We start from the raw sequence: 19,478 nt of genomic DNA, 5'->3' as shown, positions 1-19,478 counted from the left end.
TTATGCTTAAAAACATCAGTGTAAGAACGGTTATTATTGTATTTCTTATCTGTAATTTCACTACAATTAATATTATATTTCTGTTACCCCTGTCAGCATTGATCAAATTAGTGATGCTTAATATTGTCAGTGTTTTTACGTTTGTCTGCTCATGGCTTTACATCACGAAGTATCTGGTGATGCCTATCAACGCGGTGAAAAAAAGTATTGATGAGGTCAATGCCGGTAACTTATCAGTACGGATACCGGTATTTGGTAATAACTGTCCCGGACGCCTGATCCCGGGGGTGAACCAGCTGGCGGAAAGCCTTTCTCTGCTGGTCAGGGAGATCCGCAACTCATCGGATTCGGCATCCGGGTTATCTGAACAACTGGCAATGCGCAGTTTTGAACTGTCCGCCAAGACAGAGCAGCAATCAGCCATGCTGGTGGAAACGGCAGCCAATATGGAAGAAATTGCCGCCGGAACAAAAAACAATGCAGAAAATACCGTTCTGATCAGTGAGCACGCGCAGGAAGCAACCCTGTTTGCAGGACATGGCGGCAAGCTGATGGAGGAAGTTGCCACCAATATGCATTCTATTAATGAGTGCACCAATAAGATGACTGAAATCATCACCCTTATTGATTCCATTGCCTTCCAGACCAATATTCTGGCCCTGAATGCGGCAGTAGAAGCGGCCCGTGCCGGTGAGCACGGCAGAGGGTTTACTGTGGTTGCCGGTGAAGTCAGAAATCTGGCTCACCGCAGTTCGGAATCCGCAAAAAATATTAAATCACTGATTTCATTAACAACAGATAATGTGAAGCAGGGCGAGGAGATTGTTCACCGCGCCGAAGTGAATATGAATAAGATTGTTGAGGGGGCGGAGCGGGTAAACGGCCTGATGGCGCAGATCTCTGTTTCCACACAGCAGCAGCAACAGGGGATTGAGCAGATAGCAACGGCCCTTTCCGAGCTGGAACAGGCAACTCAGGGCAGTGTGATGATCGCCGATGAGCTTGCCGGTTCTTCTGATGCACTTAAGGTTCAGGTTGCGGATTTACAGTCACGGACACGGGATTTCCGCCTGACAGATCATGCCGCTGCTCAGCCGCACAGCAAACCGGTATTAAATACCGGCAAACGGGCAGCGCGGTTTGCCGCATCTGCTCAGGCATGATTACCGAAGACCTGTATTGCCTGCTGCAGCCGTGAGGCCCGCCGCGTCAGTTCAGAGGTGGCGCCGGTAACATTATTGACCATTTCAGTATTGTTGCCGGTCATGGTGCCGATACGGGCGACAGATTCATTGATAAGCTCCAGCGCCTGAGTCTGTTCTTTGGTGGCAAGGCCGATTTCATTGATCATGGATGACATTTTCAGCACATCGGTGACCATTTCCCCGAGCTGGGTTTCAGTCTGCTCTGCGATTGTCACACCTGTACGGACATTGGCCGCATTTTTCTCAATCAGGGTTTTTATCTCTTTGGCGGCAGAGGCGGAATGCAGTGCGAGGTTGCGTACCTCTGCAGCCACCACAGAAAATCCCCGTCCGGCATCTCCGGCACGGGCGGCTTCCACCGAGGCATTCAGAGCCAGAATATTGGTCTGAAAAGCAATACGGTCAATCACACCGATGATATCGACAATATGATTATTGTCTGCAGAAATGGTATGCATCATATCGATCGTTTTCTGCATGGTTTCGTTGCTTTGTGTCGCACTGTTACTCGCATTACCGGCGATATTCATAGTCAGATAGACACTTTCGGCCGTCTGCTGCACCGCACTGCTGATCTCCTCAATAGCAACGGCAGTTTGCTGCAAATGGGCGGATGCTTCTTCTGAACGGGTATGCAGCGCAGTCGTTTCCTGTGAAACCCGCTGATTGATAGCTTTGATCCCGGCAACCTGGGTGCTGACGTCATCCACCAGCGAATTCAGGTTAAGCCCTGACTGATTCACCATGCGCATCAGCAGGCCGATTTCATCCACTCTGTCCATGTGTACCGGGGCCGGTTTACGGCCGGAAACGACTTTTTTCATCTGTGACAGAAGTAATTTAACCGGCAGAGAAACGTGTGACTGAAGATAAAGCGATAACAGAATAAACAGAGTCACTACGCCACCCGCCTGAATAAACGGATTTAACGGTGAAAATAACAGAGCCAGCGTTAATAACATGACACTTAATAAGGAATAATTGATCCGCTTTCCGACCGGCAGCCATTTCATTAATGATAAAAATGCCAGTTTGCCTTTGCGGATAATAACGCCTTTAAAAAGACGGTATCCGTTTAGTTTATTATTCTTTAACCGGCTGTAAAGTGATGCGCTTTTTTTTATTTCATCGCGGGATGGTACTGTACGGACAGAAATATAGCCGGTTAATTTTTTATCGTGCCATACCGGGGTGACATTTGCTCTTACCCAGTAATGGTCGCCGTTACGACAGCGGTTCTTGATAATACCTGTCCAGCTGTCACCCTGTTGCAGGGTATACCACATATCAGCAAAGGCAGCCGGTGGCATATCCGGATGACGGATAATATTATGAGGTTGTCCGGTTAGCTGCCCTTCCTCAAATCCGCTTGCTGTAATAAATGCAGAGTTTGCATAGGTTATATGGCTTTGAGTGTCAGTGGTTGACATTAATATTGCATTATCGTTAAGCGAATACTCATGCTGTGTGACAGGCATGTTGTTTTTCATGATAACCCCGGGATAATGTGAAACAATTAAAAAGAGTCCTCCGCACTGTAAGAAGACAGCACGGAATAGGTTATTTTATTTTTGCGGTAATATATTCTCAAATGACCGGGAAATATATGACTTTTTTTTAAAAATTATTTTTTGTCATTGAAATGAAATAATTTAAGAGATACTTAATTGTTGCATCAATATTGCTGGTATTCTTTTTTATTGATGTGACAACATGTTTTATGTTATTTGTTGTTTATATCTGATAGGTTATTTTAATATAAATAAATCTCAGTTTCGGAAATGTAAAATCATTACTTAACCGTAATTTTTGGCGGAGACAATAGCGCCGCTTTTTACGTGCAATGTGTACCGGTCATCTGGCCGGATGATCCGGAATGTAGCGCAGCGTTACCTCTGTAATGTTCAGAGAGTCCGGCAGGGCAATACGGTAGGTGCAGAACACTTTTCTCAGATTCATATCCACAACAATGGTGTCGAGCTGTAAATTTTTCGGGATAGAAAACCCGAGGCCGGAGCCGATAAAAACAAACAGATTTTCCACCGGAACATAAAACAGGACATGCTGGCGCTCAATCTCGGTTGCGGATACCAGACCAAACAGTTTCAGCGGGAGTTTATTACCGGCTTTAAGATGGGGGATCTGCAGCGTCGGGTGTGCGCCACACCAGTAATTGATATTATCCGGCATCTGTGACGGCGGGTTCTGATGGTAATCGCCGGCATATTCCGCACGCCCCTGCCAGGTCCGGCCAAAAAAGCCGAAACCGTCCGGCCGGAGTATCTGACTGATATGCTGTGCCGGGATATCCGGGGATTCTATCTGATGCGCCGGTAACTGTGTTTTATCACTCCCCGCCAGAAATTCTGCCGGATACCAGCCCATACCAATCGGATTTGCCGGAGAAGTAAAAACAGTATCACCGGCATTGTATGTACCACCGGAGGCATGCTCATAGCGGATATTAAGATAACTGATGGGCTCAGGCTCTGTCAGAAACCATTCATTGCCCTCTTTTACCCAGTTACGGGTACCGAATATACGCAGGGCTTTCTGATATTTTCCTATCTGAATCCCCACATCAAAAACCGGAACCGGATTATTTTCCGGTACAAACGCAGTGGCGTTAATGACAATATCCGTTTTTGGTTTATAGGGTGCCAAATCATTTTCATATTCAATGCTGGCATCAATCATTTCACTGTAGCTGATATCTGTATAATTCAGCGGGGACTGTTCAGGAGAAATAATAAGCTGACTCTGACCATTACGGGTATTTATCCGGATATCATAAGTGATACGTGATGCAACAACATGAAATTTATCATGATGCGGGTTATAACAGTCATAATTCAGTGCCGGAAAAATAGTATGATTGATGAAATTCATTATCCACTCACCTATGATATATAATAATCACAAGAATACGTAATTTAACACGGACTGATATAATACAGAGAAAACAGAATGATATTCTATGTATAAATACGGTACGTTGCAGATTCAGCCGGCTTTTAATACAGATAATCTAACCTTTTTCCGGGATAAATAAGATAAGAGTTAGCCTATATTATTTTTAATATTTACCGCCTGTATCCGCAGGCGGTAAATATATGCCGGTCAGCCGGAAAAATTCAGACAGGCTGCTCCTCTGGCACCGCCGGAATCCCCGTAACGGGCCTTATGAATGCCGGGCAGTGAGGCAACACCGTAGAGGTACTGCGGCAGGTATTCCGGCAGCAGGCGGTAAATTTCCTCGAATTGTGATAATCCACCGCCGATCACGAGTAAATCAGGATCAAAAACACTCAGTACATTCCCCAGATAGTGCGCGAGCAGTGACATATAGCGTTCAACGTGCAGTTTTGCATGATGATCACTGTTGTAGTAACGGGTGATAATATCAACCGCACTGAGTTTTTCACCGTAAAATGCCGTAAAAATCCGCTCAAATCCCGGGCCGGAAAGATAGGTTTCAAAGCAACCGGTTTTTCCGCAGCCGCAGAGAGTCTCCGGAACCTGATGCCCGAGAAGTTTGTCACCTTCCAGGGTCATATTAATATGACCGATCTCTCCGGCAATCCCGTTTTTCCCCGGCAACACCGTGCCGTTAATCACAAAGCCGCCGCCGACACCGGTACCGAGGATCAGTCCCAGTACTGTCGGATAGTGGCGGAATGCCGGGTCCCAGGCTTCGGAGAGAGCAAAACAGTTGGCGTCATTTTCAATTTTTACCGGACGCTGCAGTATCGTTTCCAGGTCATGGCGCAGAGGCTGATACTGCGCGGCGGGCACATTGGTGGTAAATACGGTTCCTTTTTCATGATTCACAATACCCGGAACACCGATACCGATTTTTCCTTTACAGCCAAGTTCGGTATCCGCCTGTTCTGTCAGTTGCCGGAATGCTTCAAGCAGCGCGGCATAGCTCTCTTTGGGGGTCGCGATGCGTTTTTGCCAGACCGGCTCCAGTGCTTCATTAAAAACGGCAAGCTCAATTTTTGTCCCGCCCATATCAAAACCGTAATACATGATGATTCCGCCCTGTTCTGATCACTGTGGTGTTATCTCCAGCATAAAGCACCGGAGGCCGGATGAGAACCCGCAGCCTGATATAAGTCCGGCTTCTGAACAGCGGGGGATCATCAATAAATTCACTTGCACCGTTATTCATATTTTGTCAGGTTAAGAGTATTGCAAACGCAGTTCAGATGAGAATAAAAGGAAACATCACGATGAAAAATGTGGGATTTGTCGGCTGGCGCGGGATGGTGGGGTCTGTGCTGATGCAGCGCATGACAGAAGAGCGGGATTTTGACGGTATCCGTCCGGTGTTTTTCTCAACCTCGCAGAGCGGCGGGGAAGCGCCGTCATTCGGCGGACACCGCAGTACGTTACAGGACGCCTTTGATATTGATGCATTGCGTGCACTGGATATTATTATCAGCTGCCAGGGCGGTGATTACACCAATGATGTCTATCCTAAGCTGCGTGAGAGCGGCTGGGACGGTTACTGGATTGATGCGGCATCGGCTCTGCGGATGAATGATGACGCTATTATTATTCTCGACCCGGTTAACGGTAAGCATATAGAAGAGGGACTGAACCGCGGCATTAAAACATTTGTCGGCGGTAACTGTACAGTCAGTCTGATGCTGATGTCTCTGGGTGGTTTGTTTGAGGCGGATCTGGTGGAGTGGGCTTCTGTGGCAACCTACCAGGCTGCATCCGGTGCCGGTGCCCGTCATATGCGCGAGCTGCTGGTACAGATGGGTGCACTGAATGCGCATGTGGTGAAAGAGTTGCAGGACCCGGCTTCCGCAATCCTGGATATTGAACGCAAAGTGACTGAATTTACCCGCAGCGGTGCATTACCGGCGGAACAGTTCGGCGTACCGCTGGCCGGAAGCCTGATCCCGTGGATTGATAAGCAGCTGGATAACGGCCAGAGTCGTGAAGAGTGGAAAGGTCAGGCGGAAACCAACAAAATCCTGTCACGCGGTCAGAATATTATCCCGGTGGACGGTTTGTGCGTCCGTATCGGGGCACTGCGCTGCCACAGCCAGGCATTCACCCTGAAACTGAAAAAAGATCTGCCGGTTGCAGAGATTGAGTCTTTACTGGCTGCCCATAACGAGTGGGTACGGGTTGTACCGAATGATCGTGATATCTCCGTGCGTGAGCTGACGCCGGCGGCGGTTACCGGCACTCTGAAAACGCCGGTAGGGCGCATCCGTAAACTGAATATGGGGCCGGATTATATCTCGGCATTTACTGTGGGTGATCAGCTTCTGTGGGGAGCCGCAGAGCCATTACGCAGAATGCTGAATATTTTATTGAAATAACGATAATATTTTAGTTAGATGTAAAATAATGGACTCATGTGCTGATTTTTCCACATGAGTCATTTTTTTTGTTTGTGTTTTGGTTTTTTATCAGTATCAGTATCTTCTGACGGTCTGAACCGGTTAAACAGAGGGATGCCGGTGTTTCCTGTGACCGTAAAATATACATCAGGTCTATATTGCCGGGATTCGTGGTGTATCCGGGTTTATTGTTTGTTATTTGCATAAAATAATCCGGTAACATTCCGCTCCGGATCCTTTTTTATTTTATTGTTAAAACGGTATACGTAATTTGTTGTATATGCCGGATACCGCTTTATCACGGATAGTTATTTTTTCTTAAAATTAATATTCGGGTCATCAGTGAAACCGCCTGACTTAGCGTTTATATTTAGCGGTATGTTTTAAATGTCCCGCTGTATCTGTATCTTTCCTGATTTTTTATCTGTGGTTTCCGGTCATGTAAAAATGGCTTGATTCGGGTAAGAAAAAAAGACACTGATTTATGATCCTCCGCACTGCCCGGTTTTTCCTGTCATTCATTCTTCTTCCGTTAATTTTATCCTGTTCAGTTCTTATATATACACGTCTGTGTTTCACAAAACAGTAACAAAACAAATAAATATTTCTTCTGTGTTTGTGGTGTTTTTTATCAGGGTGATTTATTTGGATTTATCATAATAAAAAATGAATCATATAAGAAATTATAATTTCTGACCTGTTTTATGGATTTGAGTGTTGTGTGTTTTATAAGCTAATATACGTAGGTTGCTTCGGTAATCACATGGTTTCAGCTGATATTATCTTTTTTTACCGCAATCAGCCATGAATAACCGCATAGCATCATTAGTTTATTTTAACTATCAATAAGTAGTCCGAGAAGGAGGTTGTATGTCTCTTCATGCTGTGAAAGGTAATAATAGTTCAGAATTTATTGATATTTACGCATCAACAGACTCGGATGCAAAACTCCCTAAATACAAAATGCCGGAAGACAGCAGTGACCCGCGAATTATTTACAGCGTGGTCCGGGATGAACTGCTGCTGGATGGTAATTCCCGTCAGAACCTGGCGACATTCTGTACAACCTGGGTTGAGGATGAAGTCAAACAGCTGATGACGGACAGTGTCGATAAAAACATGATCGACAAAGATGAATATCCGCAAACGGCTGAAATTGAAAGCCGTTGTGTGCATATTATTGCCGACCTGTGGAATTCCCCGCAGGCTCAGGAAACTATCGGCTGCTCTACCACCGGTTCCAGCGAAGCTGCGATGCTTGGCGGACTGGCTATGAAATGGCGCTGGCGTAAAAACCGCGAAAAACAGGGGAAAGATACCGGTAAACCGAATCTGGTGACCGGCCCTGTACAGGTATGCTGGGAAAAATTTGCCCGTTATTTTGACGTGGAACTCCGGCAAATCCCGCTGGAAGGCGATGCACTTGGTATGCAGCCGTCTGATCTGCGTAAGTATTGTGATGAAAACACCATTGGTGTGGTGGCGACGCTGGGTGTGACGTTTACCGGGATTTATGAACCGGTTGCGGAACTGGCGAAAGAGCTGGATGCAATACAGCGGGATACCGGTCTGGATATTCCTCTGCATGTTGATGGTGCCAGCGGCGGGTTTATTGCTCCGTTCATTCAGCCGGAACTGGTGTGGGATTTCCGGATTGAGCGGGTGAAATCCATTAACAGCTCCGGTCACAAATACGGTCTGTCACCACTGGGTGTGGGCTGGGTGGTCTGGCGCAGCAAAGAAGACCTGCCGGAAGAGCTGGTTTTCAATGTGGATTATCTCGGCGGTAATATGCCGACATTTGCACTGAATTTCTCCCGTCCCGGCGGGCAAATCATTGCACAGTATTATAACTTCCTGCGTCTGGGACGCGCCGGTTATACCAAAATTCAGCAGGCGTGTGCAGATACTGCGCAATGGCTTGCGGATGAACTGAACAAGCTGGGCATTTTCGATCTGGTGTATGACGGCCGCGGCGCTCTGCCGGCGGTGGCTTACAAGCTGAAACCTGGCGTGACGCAGTTCAATCTGTACGATCTTTCCGACCGCATCCGCACACGCGGCTGGCTGATAGCCTCTTATCCGCTCCCGGCGGACAGAGAAAAAACCGTTGTTCAGCGCATTATGATCCGCCACGGTGTCAGCCGTGATCTGGCCGCACTGCTGCTGGATGATATTAAGCGGGCTATCGATCATTTCAGACAAAATCCGGTGGTGAATTCCACGGCCAAAGCAACCTTCCATCACGGTTAATTTCCATCATGGTTAATGACCATCACAGTTAATTAACCATGACCTCCGGCCGGTATCAGCGGCCGGAGGCTCTCACTCATTATCCTCCGGGGTGCTTTATGACTGATACTTCAACAAAAAAACCGTCTTCCGGTGCAGCAAAACTGACTATCGGCACACTTATCGTCATGAATATTGTGGCGGTGGTGAGCCTGCGCGGTTTGCCTGCCGAAGCGGAATACGGTCTCAGTGCAATTTTCTATTATCTGTTTGCAGCAGTGTTCTTCCTGATCCCGGTATCACTGGTCGCGGCTGAACTGGCCACCGGCTGGTCAGAGAAGGGCGGGGTTTTCCGCTGGGTCGGCGAAGCGTTCGGGCCGCGCCTGGCGTTTCTGGCGATGGCGATGCTGTGGATTGAGGTAACTGTCTGGTTCCCGACCGGGCTGACATTCGGGGCGGTGTCACTTGCCTTTATCAACCCTCATCAGGCATTTGATGAAGCGCTGGCGGCAAATAAATTCTTTGTGCTTGGTGTTGTGCTGTTTATCTACTGGCTGGCGACCTTTATTGCCTTTAAAGGGGTAGGTGCATTTGCCCGGGTATCAAAATGGGGCGGCATTATCGGGACGATTGTTCCGGCGATTATTCTGATTGTGCTCGGTTTCTCCTACCTGTTCAGCGGTCAGACGCCGCAGATTGACCTGGCGTGGGATCAGGTTCTGCCGGATTTCTCAAACTTCGATAACATTGTGCTGGCGGCCAGTATTTTCCTGTTCTACGCCGGGATGGAAATGAATGCTATCCATGTGAAAGACATTGATAACCCGACCAAAAACTACCCGAAAGCCATTATTCTGGCGGCGGCGGGTACTGTCGCTATCTTTGTGCTCGGTACACTGGCGATCGCCTTTATCATTCCTCAGTCAGATATCAGTCTGACTCAGAGCCTGCTGGTGGCTTACGATGATATGTTCAAATGGGCCCATATTCCGTGGATGGGGCCGATTGTTGCCGTCATGCTGGCTATCGGCGTGCTGGCGAGTGTCGTGACCTGGGTTGCCGGGCCGTCTTCCGGTCTTCTGGAAGTGGCAAAAGCGGGCTATCTGCCGCACTGGTTCCAGCATACCAACAAGAACGGGATGGCAACACATATCCTGCTGGTGCAGGCGGTGCTCGTCTCTCTGCTGGCAGTGCTGTTTGTGGTGCTTCCGTCCGTACAGGCGGCTTATCAGATCCTCAGTCAGCTGACCGTCATTCTCTATCTGATTATGTATATGCTGATGTTCAGTGCCGCGATTTATCTGCGCTTCAGTCAGCCGCAGCGTGCCCGTCCGTACCGTATCCCGGGCGGTAATGCGGGGATGATTATTCTCGGTGGTATGGGGCTTCTCGGTTCATTAACGGCGTTTCTGTTCAGCTTTATCCCGCCGGCACAGATTGCGGTCGGCAGCCCGGAAGTGTATGTGGGGGCGCTGATCGGACTGACCGTTCTGTTCGTTCTTCTTCCGTTTGTTGTTTATCAGATCCGTAAACCGGGCTGGCGTGATCCGGACAGTGATTTCGCACCGTTTACATGGGAAAACAAAGGAAAAGTATCATGACGGATTTAACAGCTATCAAACAGGCGGTAACCAATGCCTTTCAGCAGTTTCATCAGGCTCCCGGCGGTGCTAATGCGGATTATATTCCGTTTCTGGCAAATATCCCGTCCGACCTGGCGGCTGTCGCAGTGGTAACAGTGCAGGGTGATGTTATAAGCAGCGGCGATGCCGATTACCGCTTTGCCATCGAGTCAATTTCCAAAGTCTGCACACTGGCGCTGGCGCTGGAGGATATTGGTCCGGAGGCGGTGCAGAACCAGATCGGTGCTGACCCGACCGGCCTGCCGTTTAACTCGGTGATGGCGCTGGAGCTGCATAATGACAAACCGTTGTCGCCGCTGGTGAACGCCGGCGCAATCGCGACTGTCAGTGCGGTAACCGCAAAATCGGCCGAAGAACGCTGGCAGCGGATACTGACGATGCAGCGCCGCCTCGGGTCAGATGCGATTGCATTGTCGGATGAGCTGAATCAGTCAGAGCAGACCACTAATTTCCATAACCGTGGTATATCCTGGCTGCTTTACGCGGCACAAAATCTCTATTGTGATCCGATGGAGGCGTGTGATGTGTATACCCGCCAGTGCTCCACGCTGCTGACCACCAAAGAGCTGGCCACGATGGGTGCGACACTGGCCGGACACGGCAAAAACCCGGTGACAGGTGAGCAGGTGCTGAATCCGGCCCATACGCCGTTTATCCTGGCGGAAATGACGATGGAAGGGCTGTACGGCCGCTCGGGTGACTGGGCATACACCGTCGGATTGCCGGGCAAAAGTGGTGTCGGCGGAGGGATTCTGGCTGTCGTACCGGGCGTGATGGGAATCGCTGCATTTTCACCACCGCTGGATGATGACGGAAACAGTGTCAGAGGCCAGAAAATGGTGGCCTCGGTTGCCGCCGCGCTGGGATATAACCTTTACCGGTGATCCCGCGGATAACGACAAAGCCCGGATTTCCGGGCTTTGTCAGATATAAATAAACATCAGCGGCAGCACGGGTTTTGTTTCGGGAGCAGGGTATGACGTCAGTATCATCAGAAAAACCGTTAACACTATTACAGGTCATTGCGCTGGGGATCGGCGCGATGGTGGGAGCAGGGATTTTTGCTCTGCTGGGGCAGACAGCGCTGATTATGCAGTCTGCAACATGGATTGCATTTGCCTGCGGCGGCGTGGTCGCGTTATTTGCCGGTTATGCGTATGCCAGGCTATCCGCCTGCTATCCCTCTCCGGGCGGTATTATTGATTTCTTCCGGCTGTCTTTTCCTGCGGTACTGACGATTGCCTTATCTTTTTTGTATCTCGTCACGCTGATCCTGACAGTTGCGATGGTGGCCAGAGCATTCGGGGCCTATGCTGTTCAGCTTTTCCATCAGGGCAATGAATCCGCCTTATTACCGGAAGTGTATACGGCCTTTATTATCATCGTGGTCGCCCTGATGAATATCACCGGCAGTCATGCTGTCGGCAAAATTGAAGTCCTTCTGGTGGGCACCAAACTGGTGATTATTATTGCACTGGTGGCAACGGGAATATTTACGGTGGACACAACACTGCTGAATATAACCCCGTTCTCCGGTGATACGCTTTTTTCCGCCGTCGGGCTGACCTTTTTCGCCTATGCCGGGTTCGGCATGATGGCGAATGCCTCTGACAAAGTGGCAAATCCCGGCCGGGTAATGCCGAAGGCATTTATGATAGCTATTCTGTTCACGATTGCGCTTTATATCAGCCTGGCACTGGTATTACTCGGCAACCTTTCTCCGTCTGCGCTGGTCCGTTATGCCGATACCGCAGTGGCTCAGGTGGCTTATCCTGTATGGGGAAAAGCCGGTTTTGTGATTGTTGCCGCCGCCGCATTGCTGGCGACAACATCGGCGATAAATGCCACGCTGTTCTCCGCATTCAATATTACTGACAGAATGTGCAGCACCGGAATTCTGCCGGCTGCCTGGGGCAAAACAATATACCGGCAGGGAACGACAGTGAATATCCTGCTTATTCTGCTGACACTGTTGCTGGCGTTGTTCCTGAATCTCGGCGACCTGGCAAATGTCGCCAGTTTTACGTTTCTCCTGTGCTATCTGATGGTACTGGTGGTGGCGTGGCGTCAGAGCAGTGTTATCCGCGCTTCAAAATTCATTACCGGGACCGGGATTATCCTGGTTACCGCGGTACTGGCTGGTTTTGTTGTGACACTGCTGAGCAGCGGGATGATCGCTGTCAGTGTGATTGCCGCGGCGCTGGTTCTTTGTCTGGCTGCCGGTTATCTGCGGACACGGAGCCGGAAAGATGAATGAATGGCTCGACAATATTCTTCTTAACTATGTGACGTTTGTATCGCTGTTCAGTCCCCCTGCAACGATCACCGCCGCCACGATTATTCTCGGCCGGATTGATCGGGGGATACTGTGGCAAATTGCCTGGAAAATTGCGGCCGGATACACACTGGTCATGCTGGTGGTTATCTGGCTGGGGAACTGGCTGCTGACGGCGCTGGGGCTGAGTGCGGATGCACTGACTGTCACCGGCGGTATTGCGTTGCTGGCGCAGGGATGGCCGATGCTTATCCGCGGTGTCAAAGAGGAGCACAGTGATATTCCGGTCAGTGTCACGCCGCCGAAAGATATCATGCGGCTGGCGATGGTACCGCTGCTTTTTCCGCTCTCGATGGGCGGCGGAACGATAGCGGTCGGGATTTCGCTGGCGGGACACAGTGATTCGCTGTCCGGCCTGATTCAGCTTTCCGTTGTGATCCTCCTGATGCTGCCCACTATTGCCCTGACTTTTCTGGCAACCGGGCCGCTGCACGGGCGTTTATCGCCCGGTGTGATGGATACACTGGCGCGGATCTCCGGCATTATTCTGGTCACGCTGGCGATTCAGTTACTGGTCTCGGGGATGGTCGGTATTATTACCACGAACCTGAAGCATATCGCTGACTTTGCGGGGTGAGGGGCTGCGGGCGGATCGCCGGAAAAAATAAAGCCCGGAAATCCGGGCTTTATCAGGTCTCAGAGAGAGGAAAAATTATACGTCGATGTTTGCCGCTTTCAGGGCATTCTCTTCGATAAAGGCGCGGCGCGGTTCAACATCATCACCCATCAGTGTGGTGAATAACTGATCCGTGGCAATCGCATCTTTAACGGTGACCTGCAGCATACGGCGGGTTTCCGGGTTCATGGTGGTTTCCCACAACTGATCCGGGTTCATTTCACCCAGCCCTTTATAGCGCTGTACTGCCAGACCACGGCGTGATTCTTTCATCAGCCAGTCGAGTGCCTGCTCAAAGTTACTGACGTTCTGACGACGCTCACCACGGACAACATAAGCACCTTCTTCAATCAGACCGCGGATCAGCTCACCCAGTTTGGAGATACGGGCGTACTCGCTGCCGTGAACAAAATCGAAATCCAGGTTGTAGTCAGTATCAACACCGTGAGTACGGATAGTCAGTACCGGCTCAAACAGCTGACGCTCTTTGTTTTCCGCAATGTGATAGCTGTAGGTACTGCCGTGCTCTTCATGACGGGTCAGGCGCTCTGTCAGGCTCTTCGCCCAGGCTTCCACCTCATCTTTGTTCAGCAGCGCGGATTCTTCCAGTTTCGGCTGATAGACCAGGCTGTTTAACAGCGGCAGCGGATAGAGACGCTCTAAACGGCGGATGATTTTGTGCGCGCCGTTGTACTCGTGCAGCAGTTTTTCCAGATGTTCACCCTGAATCGGTGCGGCGGTTTCATTTACATACAGTGCCGCGCCATCCAGTGCGATAGATACCTGATACTGCTCCATCGCTTCGTCATCTTTAATATACTGTTCCTGCTTGCCTTTTTTCACTTTATACAGCGGCGGCTGTGCGATATACACATAACCGCGCTCAATGATTTCCGGCATCTGACGGTAGAAGAAGGTCAGTAACAGGGTACGGATGTGTGAACCATCGACGTCGGCATCGGTCATGATGATGATGCTGTGATAGCGCAGTTTGTCCGGGTTGTATTCGTCACGGCCGATACCGCAGCCGAGCGCGGTGATCAGGGTGGCCACTTCCTGAGAAGCCAGCATTTTATCAAAACGCGCCTTCTCAACGTTCAGGATTTTACCTTTCAGCGGTAAGATGGCCTGGTTCTTACGGTTACGCCCCTGTTTTGCAGAGCCGCCCGCTGAGTCCCCTTCCACTAAGTACAGTTCGGAGAATGCAGGGTCACGTTCCTGGCAGTCCGCCAGTTTACCCGGCAGACCGGCTAAATCCAGCGCGCCTTTACGGCGGGTCATTTCACGGGCACGGCGTGCAGCTTCACGGGCACGTGCGGCATCAATAATTTTGCCGACAATGATTTTTGTGTCGTTCGGGTTTTCATCCAGATATTCAGACAGCTTTTCGTTCATCAGGGTTTCAACCGCGGTTTTCACTTCGGAAGAGACCAGCTTGTCTTTAGTCTGTGAGGAGAATTTCGGGTCCGGTACTTTGACGGAAATAACCGCCACCAGTCCTTCACGTGCATCATCCCCGGTCGTGCTGACTTTGGATTTTTTATTCAGCCCTTCTTTCTCAATATAGCTGTTGAGAGTACGGGTCATAGCAGCACGGAAACCGGCAAGGTGAGCACCACCGTCACGCTGCGGAATGTTGTTGGTGAAGCAGTATACGTTTTCCTGGAAGGAGTCATTCCACTGCATGGAGACTTCCACGCCGATATCGTCTTTCTCGGTGGAGAAATAGAAAACGTTGTTATGAATCGAGGTTTTGGCGCGGCTTAAATATTCCACGAATGCTTTGATACCGCCTTCGTAATGGAAATGGTCTTCTTTGCCGTCGCGTTTGTCGACCAGACGGATCGACACACCGGAGTTCAGGAAGGAGAGTTCACGCAGGCGTTTTGCCAGAATATCGTACTGGAATTCAGTCTCGCCTTTGAAGGTGTTCATGCTCGGCCAGAAACGCACGCGTGTCCCGGTTTTATCGGTTTCGCCGACAATGGTCAGGCGATCCTGAGGCTCACCGTGGCGGTAGATCTGCTCGTGGACTTTGCCGTCACGGCGGATAACCAGTTCCAGTTTTTCAGACAGGGCGTTAACAACAGAGACCCCGACGCCGTGCAGGCCGCCCGAGACTTTATAGGAGTTATCATCGAACTTCCCGCCGGCGTGCAGAACAGTCATGATAACTTCTGCGGCGGAGACGCCTTCTTCTTCATGGATCCCGGTCGGGATACCGCGGCCGTCATCCTGTACGGAGACTGAATTGTCATTGTGAATGGTCACAACGATGTCTTTACAGTAACCGGCGAGGGCTTCGTCGATAGCGTTGTCAACAACCTCGAAGACCATGTGGTGTAAACCGGTTCCGTCATCGGTATCACCAATGTACATTCCCGGGCGTTTACGCACCGCGTCCAGCCCTTTTAATACTTTGATACTTGAGGAGTCATAGGTATTCGACATCAACGTTTCCCGCTCATCTAATCCTGATTATTGAACCTGTATTTTACCTTTTTCCACGACAAACAGGCGACTGTTTTCATCTGTCATATCACTGACCTGTTCAGGGGTGATGGCACTGACAAAAACCTGAGCCTGTGTGGCTTTCAGCCGGTGAGCCAGTAAACGGCGGCGCCCGGCATCCAGTTCGGAGGCAAAATCATCAAGCAGATACAGGCATTGCTGCCCGCTCTGACGGGTGAAATATTCACCCTGTGCTAACCGCAGCGCGCACATCAGCAGTTTTAACTGACCACGTGAAAGTAAATCTTCCACCGGCACCCCATCCGCCCTGATCCGTAAATCCGCTTTATGCGGGCCGGAGGCGGTGTAGGTCAGTGCGCGATCCCGTTCAAACTGGCGCTGCAGAAGCTCTGAATAATCGGTCTCTTTATCCCATCCGCGCTGGAAAGAGACACTCAGCGAAAATTCAGGTAAAAACTGCTGACAGGTTTGCTCAATATCCTGCGCAATCGCTGTCACGTAATGCTCCCGCCACTGACTGATCTGTTCAGCAACCGGAATCAGCTGCTGATCCCAGTGGCGGATCTGACCATAATTCGATACCTGGCGAAGCGCGGCATTGCGTTGTTTCACCAGACGTTTTAAATCGCTCCACATCGCAAAAAATTGCGGCTCATTGTGGAAACAGCCCCAGTCAATAAAGGCGCGGCGGAATTTTGGTCCGCCGTTGAGCAGTGTAAAGCCTTCCGGGGTGATAAGCTGCATCGGCAGTAATTTTGCCAGTTCGGCAATCTTATGGCCGTCGGTGCCGTCAATACGGACCTTGCTGTCACCCTGGCGGTTTTTACTCAGGCCGACGCTGGTGGCCCGGTCTGTCTGTTCCTGCCCGAGTTTCCCGTGCAGAATAAATTCTTCATTATCGTGGCGTATAACACGCCCCGCCTGCACTGAACGGAATGCCCGGCCGTGGCCGAGAGTATAAATGGCTTCCAGAACGCTGGTTTTACCGCTGCCGTTCGGGCCGACCAGAAAGTTAAACCCGGCAGCCAGCGGTAAATCCGCATTTTCGATATTGCGAAAATCACGGATAAGTAAACGCGAGAGGATCATCGTGTTACAGGCGCATCGGCATCACAACGTAAGCGGCTGCATCACTGGCGTCATCTTCAATCTGTACGCTGGATGTGGCATCAGTCAGTTTCACAGAGACATCTTCACATTTCAGTGTGTTAAGAACATCAAGGACATAGCTGACATTGAAACCGATTTCCATATCCGTTCCGTCGTAAGTGACATCCACGATTTCTTCGGCTTCTTCCTGTTCCGGGTTATTGGCGGTAATTCTGAGCTGATTGTTGTTCAGGTAAATCCGCACACCGCGGAATTTCTCGTTCGACAAAATTGCCGCCCGCGAAAAAGCCTGCTTCAGCATATCACAATTTGCCGTCAGCGTTTTGTCCGGGTTCTTCGGCAGGACACGGCGGTAGTCCGGGAAGCGGCCATCCACCAGTTTGGAGGTGAAAATAAACCCGCCGACATGGGCGCGGATATTATTGCTGCCGATTTCCAGTTTCAGCAGGGCATCGCCGCCGTCCAGCAGACGCATCAGTTCGATAACACCTTTACGCGGTACGATCACCGAATGGTCCGGCAGTTCCTGCCCGATATCCAGTGAGCAGACCGCCAGGCGGTGCCCGTCAGTGGCGACGGTGCGCAGAACGGAACCGCTGGTTTCAAACAGCATACCGTTTAAGTAATAGCGGACATCCTGATGCGCCATGGAAAACTGTGTGGATTCAATCAGGCGCTTTAATGTCGCCTGTGACAGAGAGAAAGTGACATCACTCTGCCAGTCATCCAGATTCGGGAAATCCGAGGCCGGTAAGGTGGACAGCGAGAAGCGGCTGCGGCCGGAACGGACCAGAAGACGATCACCATCCAGCTCGACGCTGATTTGCGCGCCATCCGGCAGACCCCGCCAGATATCCAGGAACTTCCGTGCCGGTACCGTGGTTTCACCGTTTTCATGCGGCTGATCCAGCGGAACCGCTGCCATCATTTCCATCTCAAGGTCTGTCCCTGTGAGATGCAGTACGCCATCAGAGACTTTCAGCAGTAAGTTACCCAGAATCGGTAGGGTCGGGCGACCGCCCAACGGACTGCTGACCTGTTGTAAGGGTTTTAACAATTGCTCACGTTCAATGATAAATTTCATAGCGCTATGATGATAATGTCCGGATTAAGTTAGAAAAATCTTCTTTGATGTCGTGGCTTTCCTCACGCAGCTGCTCGATTTTACGGCAGGCGTGCAGAACGGTCGTATGGTCACGGCCGCCAAAAGCATCCCCGATTTCTGGCAAACTATGGTTTGTCAGCTCTTTTGCCAGAGCCATCGCCATCTGGCGCGGCCGGGCGACAGAGCGCGAACGGCGTTTGGAGAGCAGATCAGCCACTTTGATTTTATAATACTCAGCAACGGTTTTCTGAATATTATCGATAGTGACCAGTTTCTCCTGGAGTGCCAGCAGATCGCGCAGCGCTTCACGCACAAAATCGATGGTAATCGCCCGCCCGGTAAAGTTGGCGTTGGCAATGACCCGGTTCAGTGCACCTTCCAGTTCACGGACGTTGGAGCGCAGACGTTTCGCGATAAAGAAAGCCACTTCATCCGGCAGGCGGATGTTGTTTTCATCAGCTTTTTTCATCAGGATCGCGACCCGCGTTTCCAGTTCCGGCGGTTCAATAGCAACGGTTAATCCCCAGCCGAACCGCGACTTCAGGCGATCTTCCACCCCGTTAATTTCTTTCGGGTAGCGGTCGGAGGTCAGGATTATCTGCTGATTACCTTCGAGTAACGCATTGAAGGTATGAAAAAATTCTTCCTGAGAACGCTCTTTGTTAGCAAAGAACTGAATATCATCAATCAGTAAGGCATCGACAGAACGGTAGTAGCGTTTGAACTCTTCAATCGCATTGTTCTGTAAGGCTTTGACCATATCCTGCACAAAACGTTCTGAGTGCATATAGACCACTTTGGCGTTGGCTTTATTTTCCATAATGCTGTTGCCGACGGCATGTAATAAGTGGGTTTTACCCAGACCGGTTCCGCCGTATAAAAACAGCGGGTTATATGCGCCACCCGGGTTATCCGCCACCTGACGGGCGGCTGCGCGCGCCAGCTGGTTTGATTTACCTTCAACAAAGCTGTCAAAGGTGTGCTTCGGGTTAACGTTGGAACGGTAAGCCACATCCGGCTCCGTGCTGTTATCATGCCAGCTCGGGCGCAGTGCGGGTGCTTTTTCCCGCGAAGGCGGCTGTTTCATCGTCCGTGACGGGGGAATACTTCTTTCCGGTGTGCTGCTGATCGCGCTGACCGGTTTATTACCGACCTCAAAACGCAGCTGCGGGATATCGTTACCGCAGAAATCAGACAGGAGCGCATTAATGTTATTAATGTACTTCTCCCGTACCCAGTCGAGCACAAACCGGTTAGGGGCATAGAGCGCCAGAGTGTCATCACTCAGCTCAGCCTGAAGGGGGCGTATCCACATACTGAATTCTGTGGCAGGTAATTCATCCTGCAAACGGGCAAGACATTGCTGCCAAAGCGAAAGAGACACGGTGAACTCC

Annotated in this window: 14 protein-coding genes; 7 read left to right on the top strand and 7 right to left on the bottom strand. The window is 50.4% G+C overall.

Going from position 1 to position 19,478, the window contains the following annotated elements; translation table 11 throughout:
- The first annotated feature begins 2 nt into the window (after positions 1–2).
- Positions 3–1,163 carry a methyl-accepting chemotaxis protein gene (locus JC793_RS00070; protein WP_181257617.1) on the top strand — a complete coding sequence of 387 codons (1,161 nt, stop codon included), beginning with the start codon at positions 3–5 and terminating at the stop codon, positions 1,161–1,163.
- Here JC793_RS00070 and JC793_RS00065 read toward each other — a convergent pair.
- The 3 genes from JC793_RS00065 to nagK all read right to left on the bottom strand — a co-directional run bounded on the left by JC793_RS00065 (position 1,154) and on the right by nagK (position 5,237).
- A complete protein-coding gene (locus tag JC793_RS00065) occupies positions 1,154–2,695 on the bottom strand; it encodes a methyl-accepting chemotaxis protein (protein WP_218427064.1) in 1,542 nt (513 codons plus the stop codon). The two genes, JC793_RS00070 and JC793_RS00065, sit on opposite strands and share 10 nt — an antisense overlap.
- Positions 2,696–3,059: 364 nt before the next feature.
- Positions 3,060–4,094: a DUF2169 domain-containing protein gene (locus tag JC793_RS00060; RefSeq protein ID WP_218427062.1), complete on the bottom strand. Its 1,035-nt coding sequence runs from the start codon at positions 4,092–4,094 to the stop codon at positions 3,060–3,062.
- A gap of 231 nt (positions 4,095–4,325) precedes the next feature.
- The gene (gene nagK, locus JC793_RS00055) at positions 4,326–5,237 is read right to left on the bottom strand and encodes an N-acetylglucosamine kinase (RefSeq protein ID WP_218427061.1); all 912 of its coding nucleotides are present in this window, start codon (positions 5,235–5,237) and stop codon (positions 4,326–4,328) included.
- Between the two features lie 203 nt (positions 5,238–5,440).
- On the opposite strand from nagK, the gene asd reads away from it, so the two are divergent.
- The 6 genes from asd to JC793_RS00025 all read left to right on the top strand — a co-directional run bounded on the left by asd (position 5,441) and on the right by JC793_RS00025 (position 13,358).
- A complete protein-coding gene (asd, locus tag JC793_RS00050; RefSeq protein WP_046892826.1) occupies positions 5,441–6,550 on the top strand; it encodes an aspartate-semialdehyde dehydrogenase in 1,110 nt (369 codons plus the stop codon).
- 891 nt (positions 6,551–7,441) lie between these two features.
- Positions 7,442–8,824, top strand: coding sequence for a glutamate decarboxylase (gad, locus tag JC793_RS00045; protein ID WP_046892828.1), 1,383 nt, complete (start codon positions 7,442–7,444; stop codon positions 8,822–8,824).
- Between the two features lie 98 nt (positions 8,825–8,922).
- Positions 8,923–10,404, top strand: coding sequence for a glutamine/gamma-aminobutyrate antiporter GadC (gadC, locus tag JC793_RS00040; protein ID WP_166706745.1), 1,482 nt, complete (start codon positions 8,923–8,925; stop codon positions 10,402–10,404).
- The gene (glsA, locus tag JC793_RS00035) at positions 10,401–11,330 is read left to right on the top strand and encodes a glutaminase A (protein WP_107679589.1); all 930 of its coding nucleotides are present in this window, start codon (positions 10,401–10,403) and stop codon (positions 11,328–11,330) included. The genes gadC and glsA overlap by 4 nt, the downstream gene beginning before the upstream one ends.
- 92 nt (positions 11,331–11,422) lie before the next feature.
- On the top strand, positions 11,423–12,703 hold the full coding sequence (locus JC793_RS00030; RefSeq protein WP_046892831.1) for an APC family permease: 1,281 nt from the start codon (positions 11,423–11,425) through the stop codon (positions 12,701–12,703).
- Positions 12,696–13,358 (top strand): MarC family protein, encoded by a 663-nt coding sequence (locus JC793_RS00025; RefSeq protein WP_052926473.1) that lies wholly within the window; start codon positions 12,696–12,698, stop codon positions 13,356–13,358. The genes JC793_RS00030 and JC793_RS00025 overlap by 8 nt, the downstream gene beginning before the upstream one ends.
- A gap of 75 nt (positions 13,359–13,433) precedes the next feature.
- Here the strand turns inward: JC793_RS00025 and gyrB are convergent, their stop codons facing one another.
- From gyrB to dnaA, 4 genes are read right to left on the bottom strand one after another with little or no spacing between them, the layout of a single operon-like run.
- Positions 13,434–15,848, bottom strand: coding sequence for a DNA topoisomerase (ATP-hydrolyzing) subunit B (gene gyrB / locus JC793_RS00020; RefSeq protein WP_166706741.1), 2,415 nt, complete (start codon positions 15,846–15,848; stop codon positions 13,434–13,436).
- Positions 15,849–15,875: 27 nt separating this feature from the next.
- Entirely contained in the window at positions 15,876–16,958 is a 1,083-nt protein-coding gene (recF, locus tag JC793_RS00015) for a DNA replication/repair protein RecF (RefSeq protein WP_046892834.1), read from the bottom strand.
- A 4-nt stretch (positions 16,959–16,962) separates the two neighbouring features.
- Positions 16,963–18,063 carry a DNA polymerase III subunit beta gene (gene dnaN, locus JC793_RS00010; protein ID WP_046892835.1) on the bottom strand — a complete coding sequence of 367 codons (1,101 nt, stop codon included), beginning with the start codon at positions 18,061–18,063 and terminating at the stop codon, positions 16,963–16,965.
- A 4-nt stretch (positions 18,064–18,067) separates the two neighbouring features.
- Positions 18,068–19,468: a chromosomal replication initiator protein DnaA gene (gene dnaA / locus JC793_RS00005; RefSeq protein ID WP_218427059.1), complete on the bottom strand. Its 1,401-nt coding sequence runs from the start codon at positions 19,466–19,468 to the stop codon at positions 18,068–18,070.
- Positions 19,469–19,478: the final 10 nt, after the last annotated feature.

Source organism: Morganella morganii (assembly GCF_019242955.1).
GTDB classification, from domain to species: domain Bacteria; phylum Pseudomonadota; class Gammaproteobacteria; order Enterobacterales; family Enterobacteriaceae; genus Morganella; species Morganella sibonii.
This window is presented reverse-complemented; position numbering and strand designations above follow the sequence as displayed.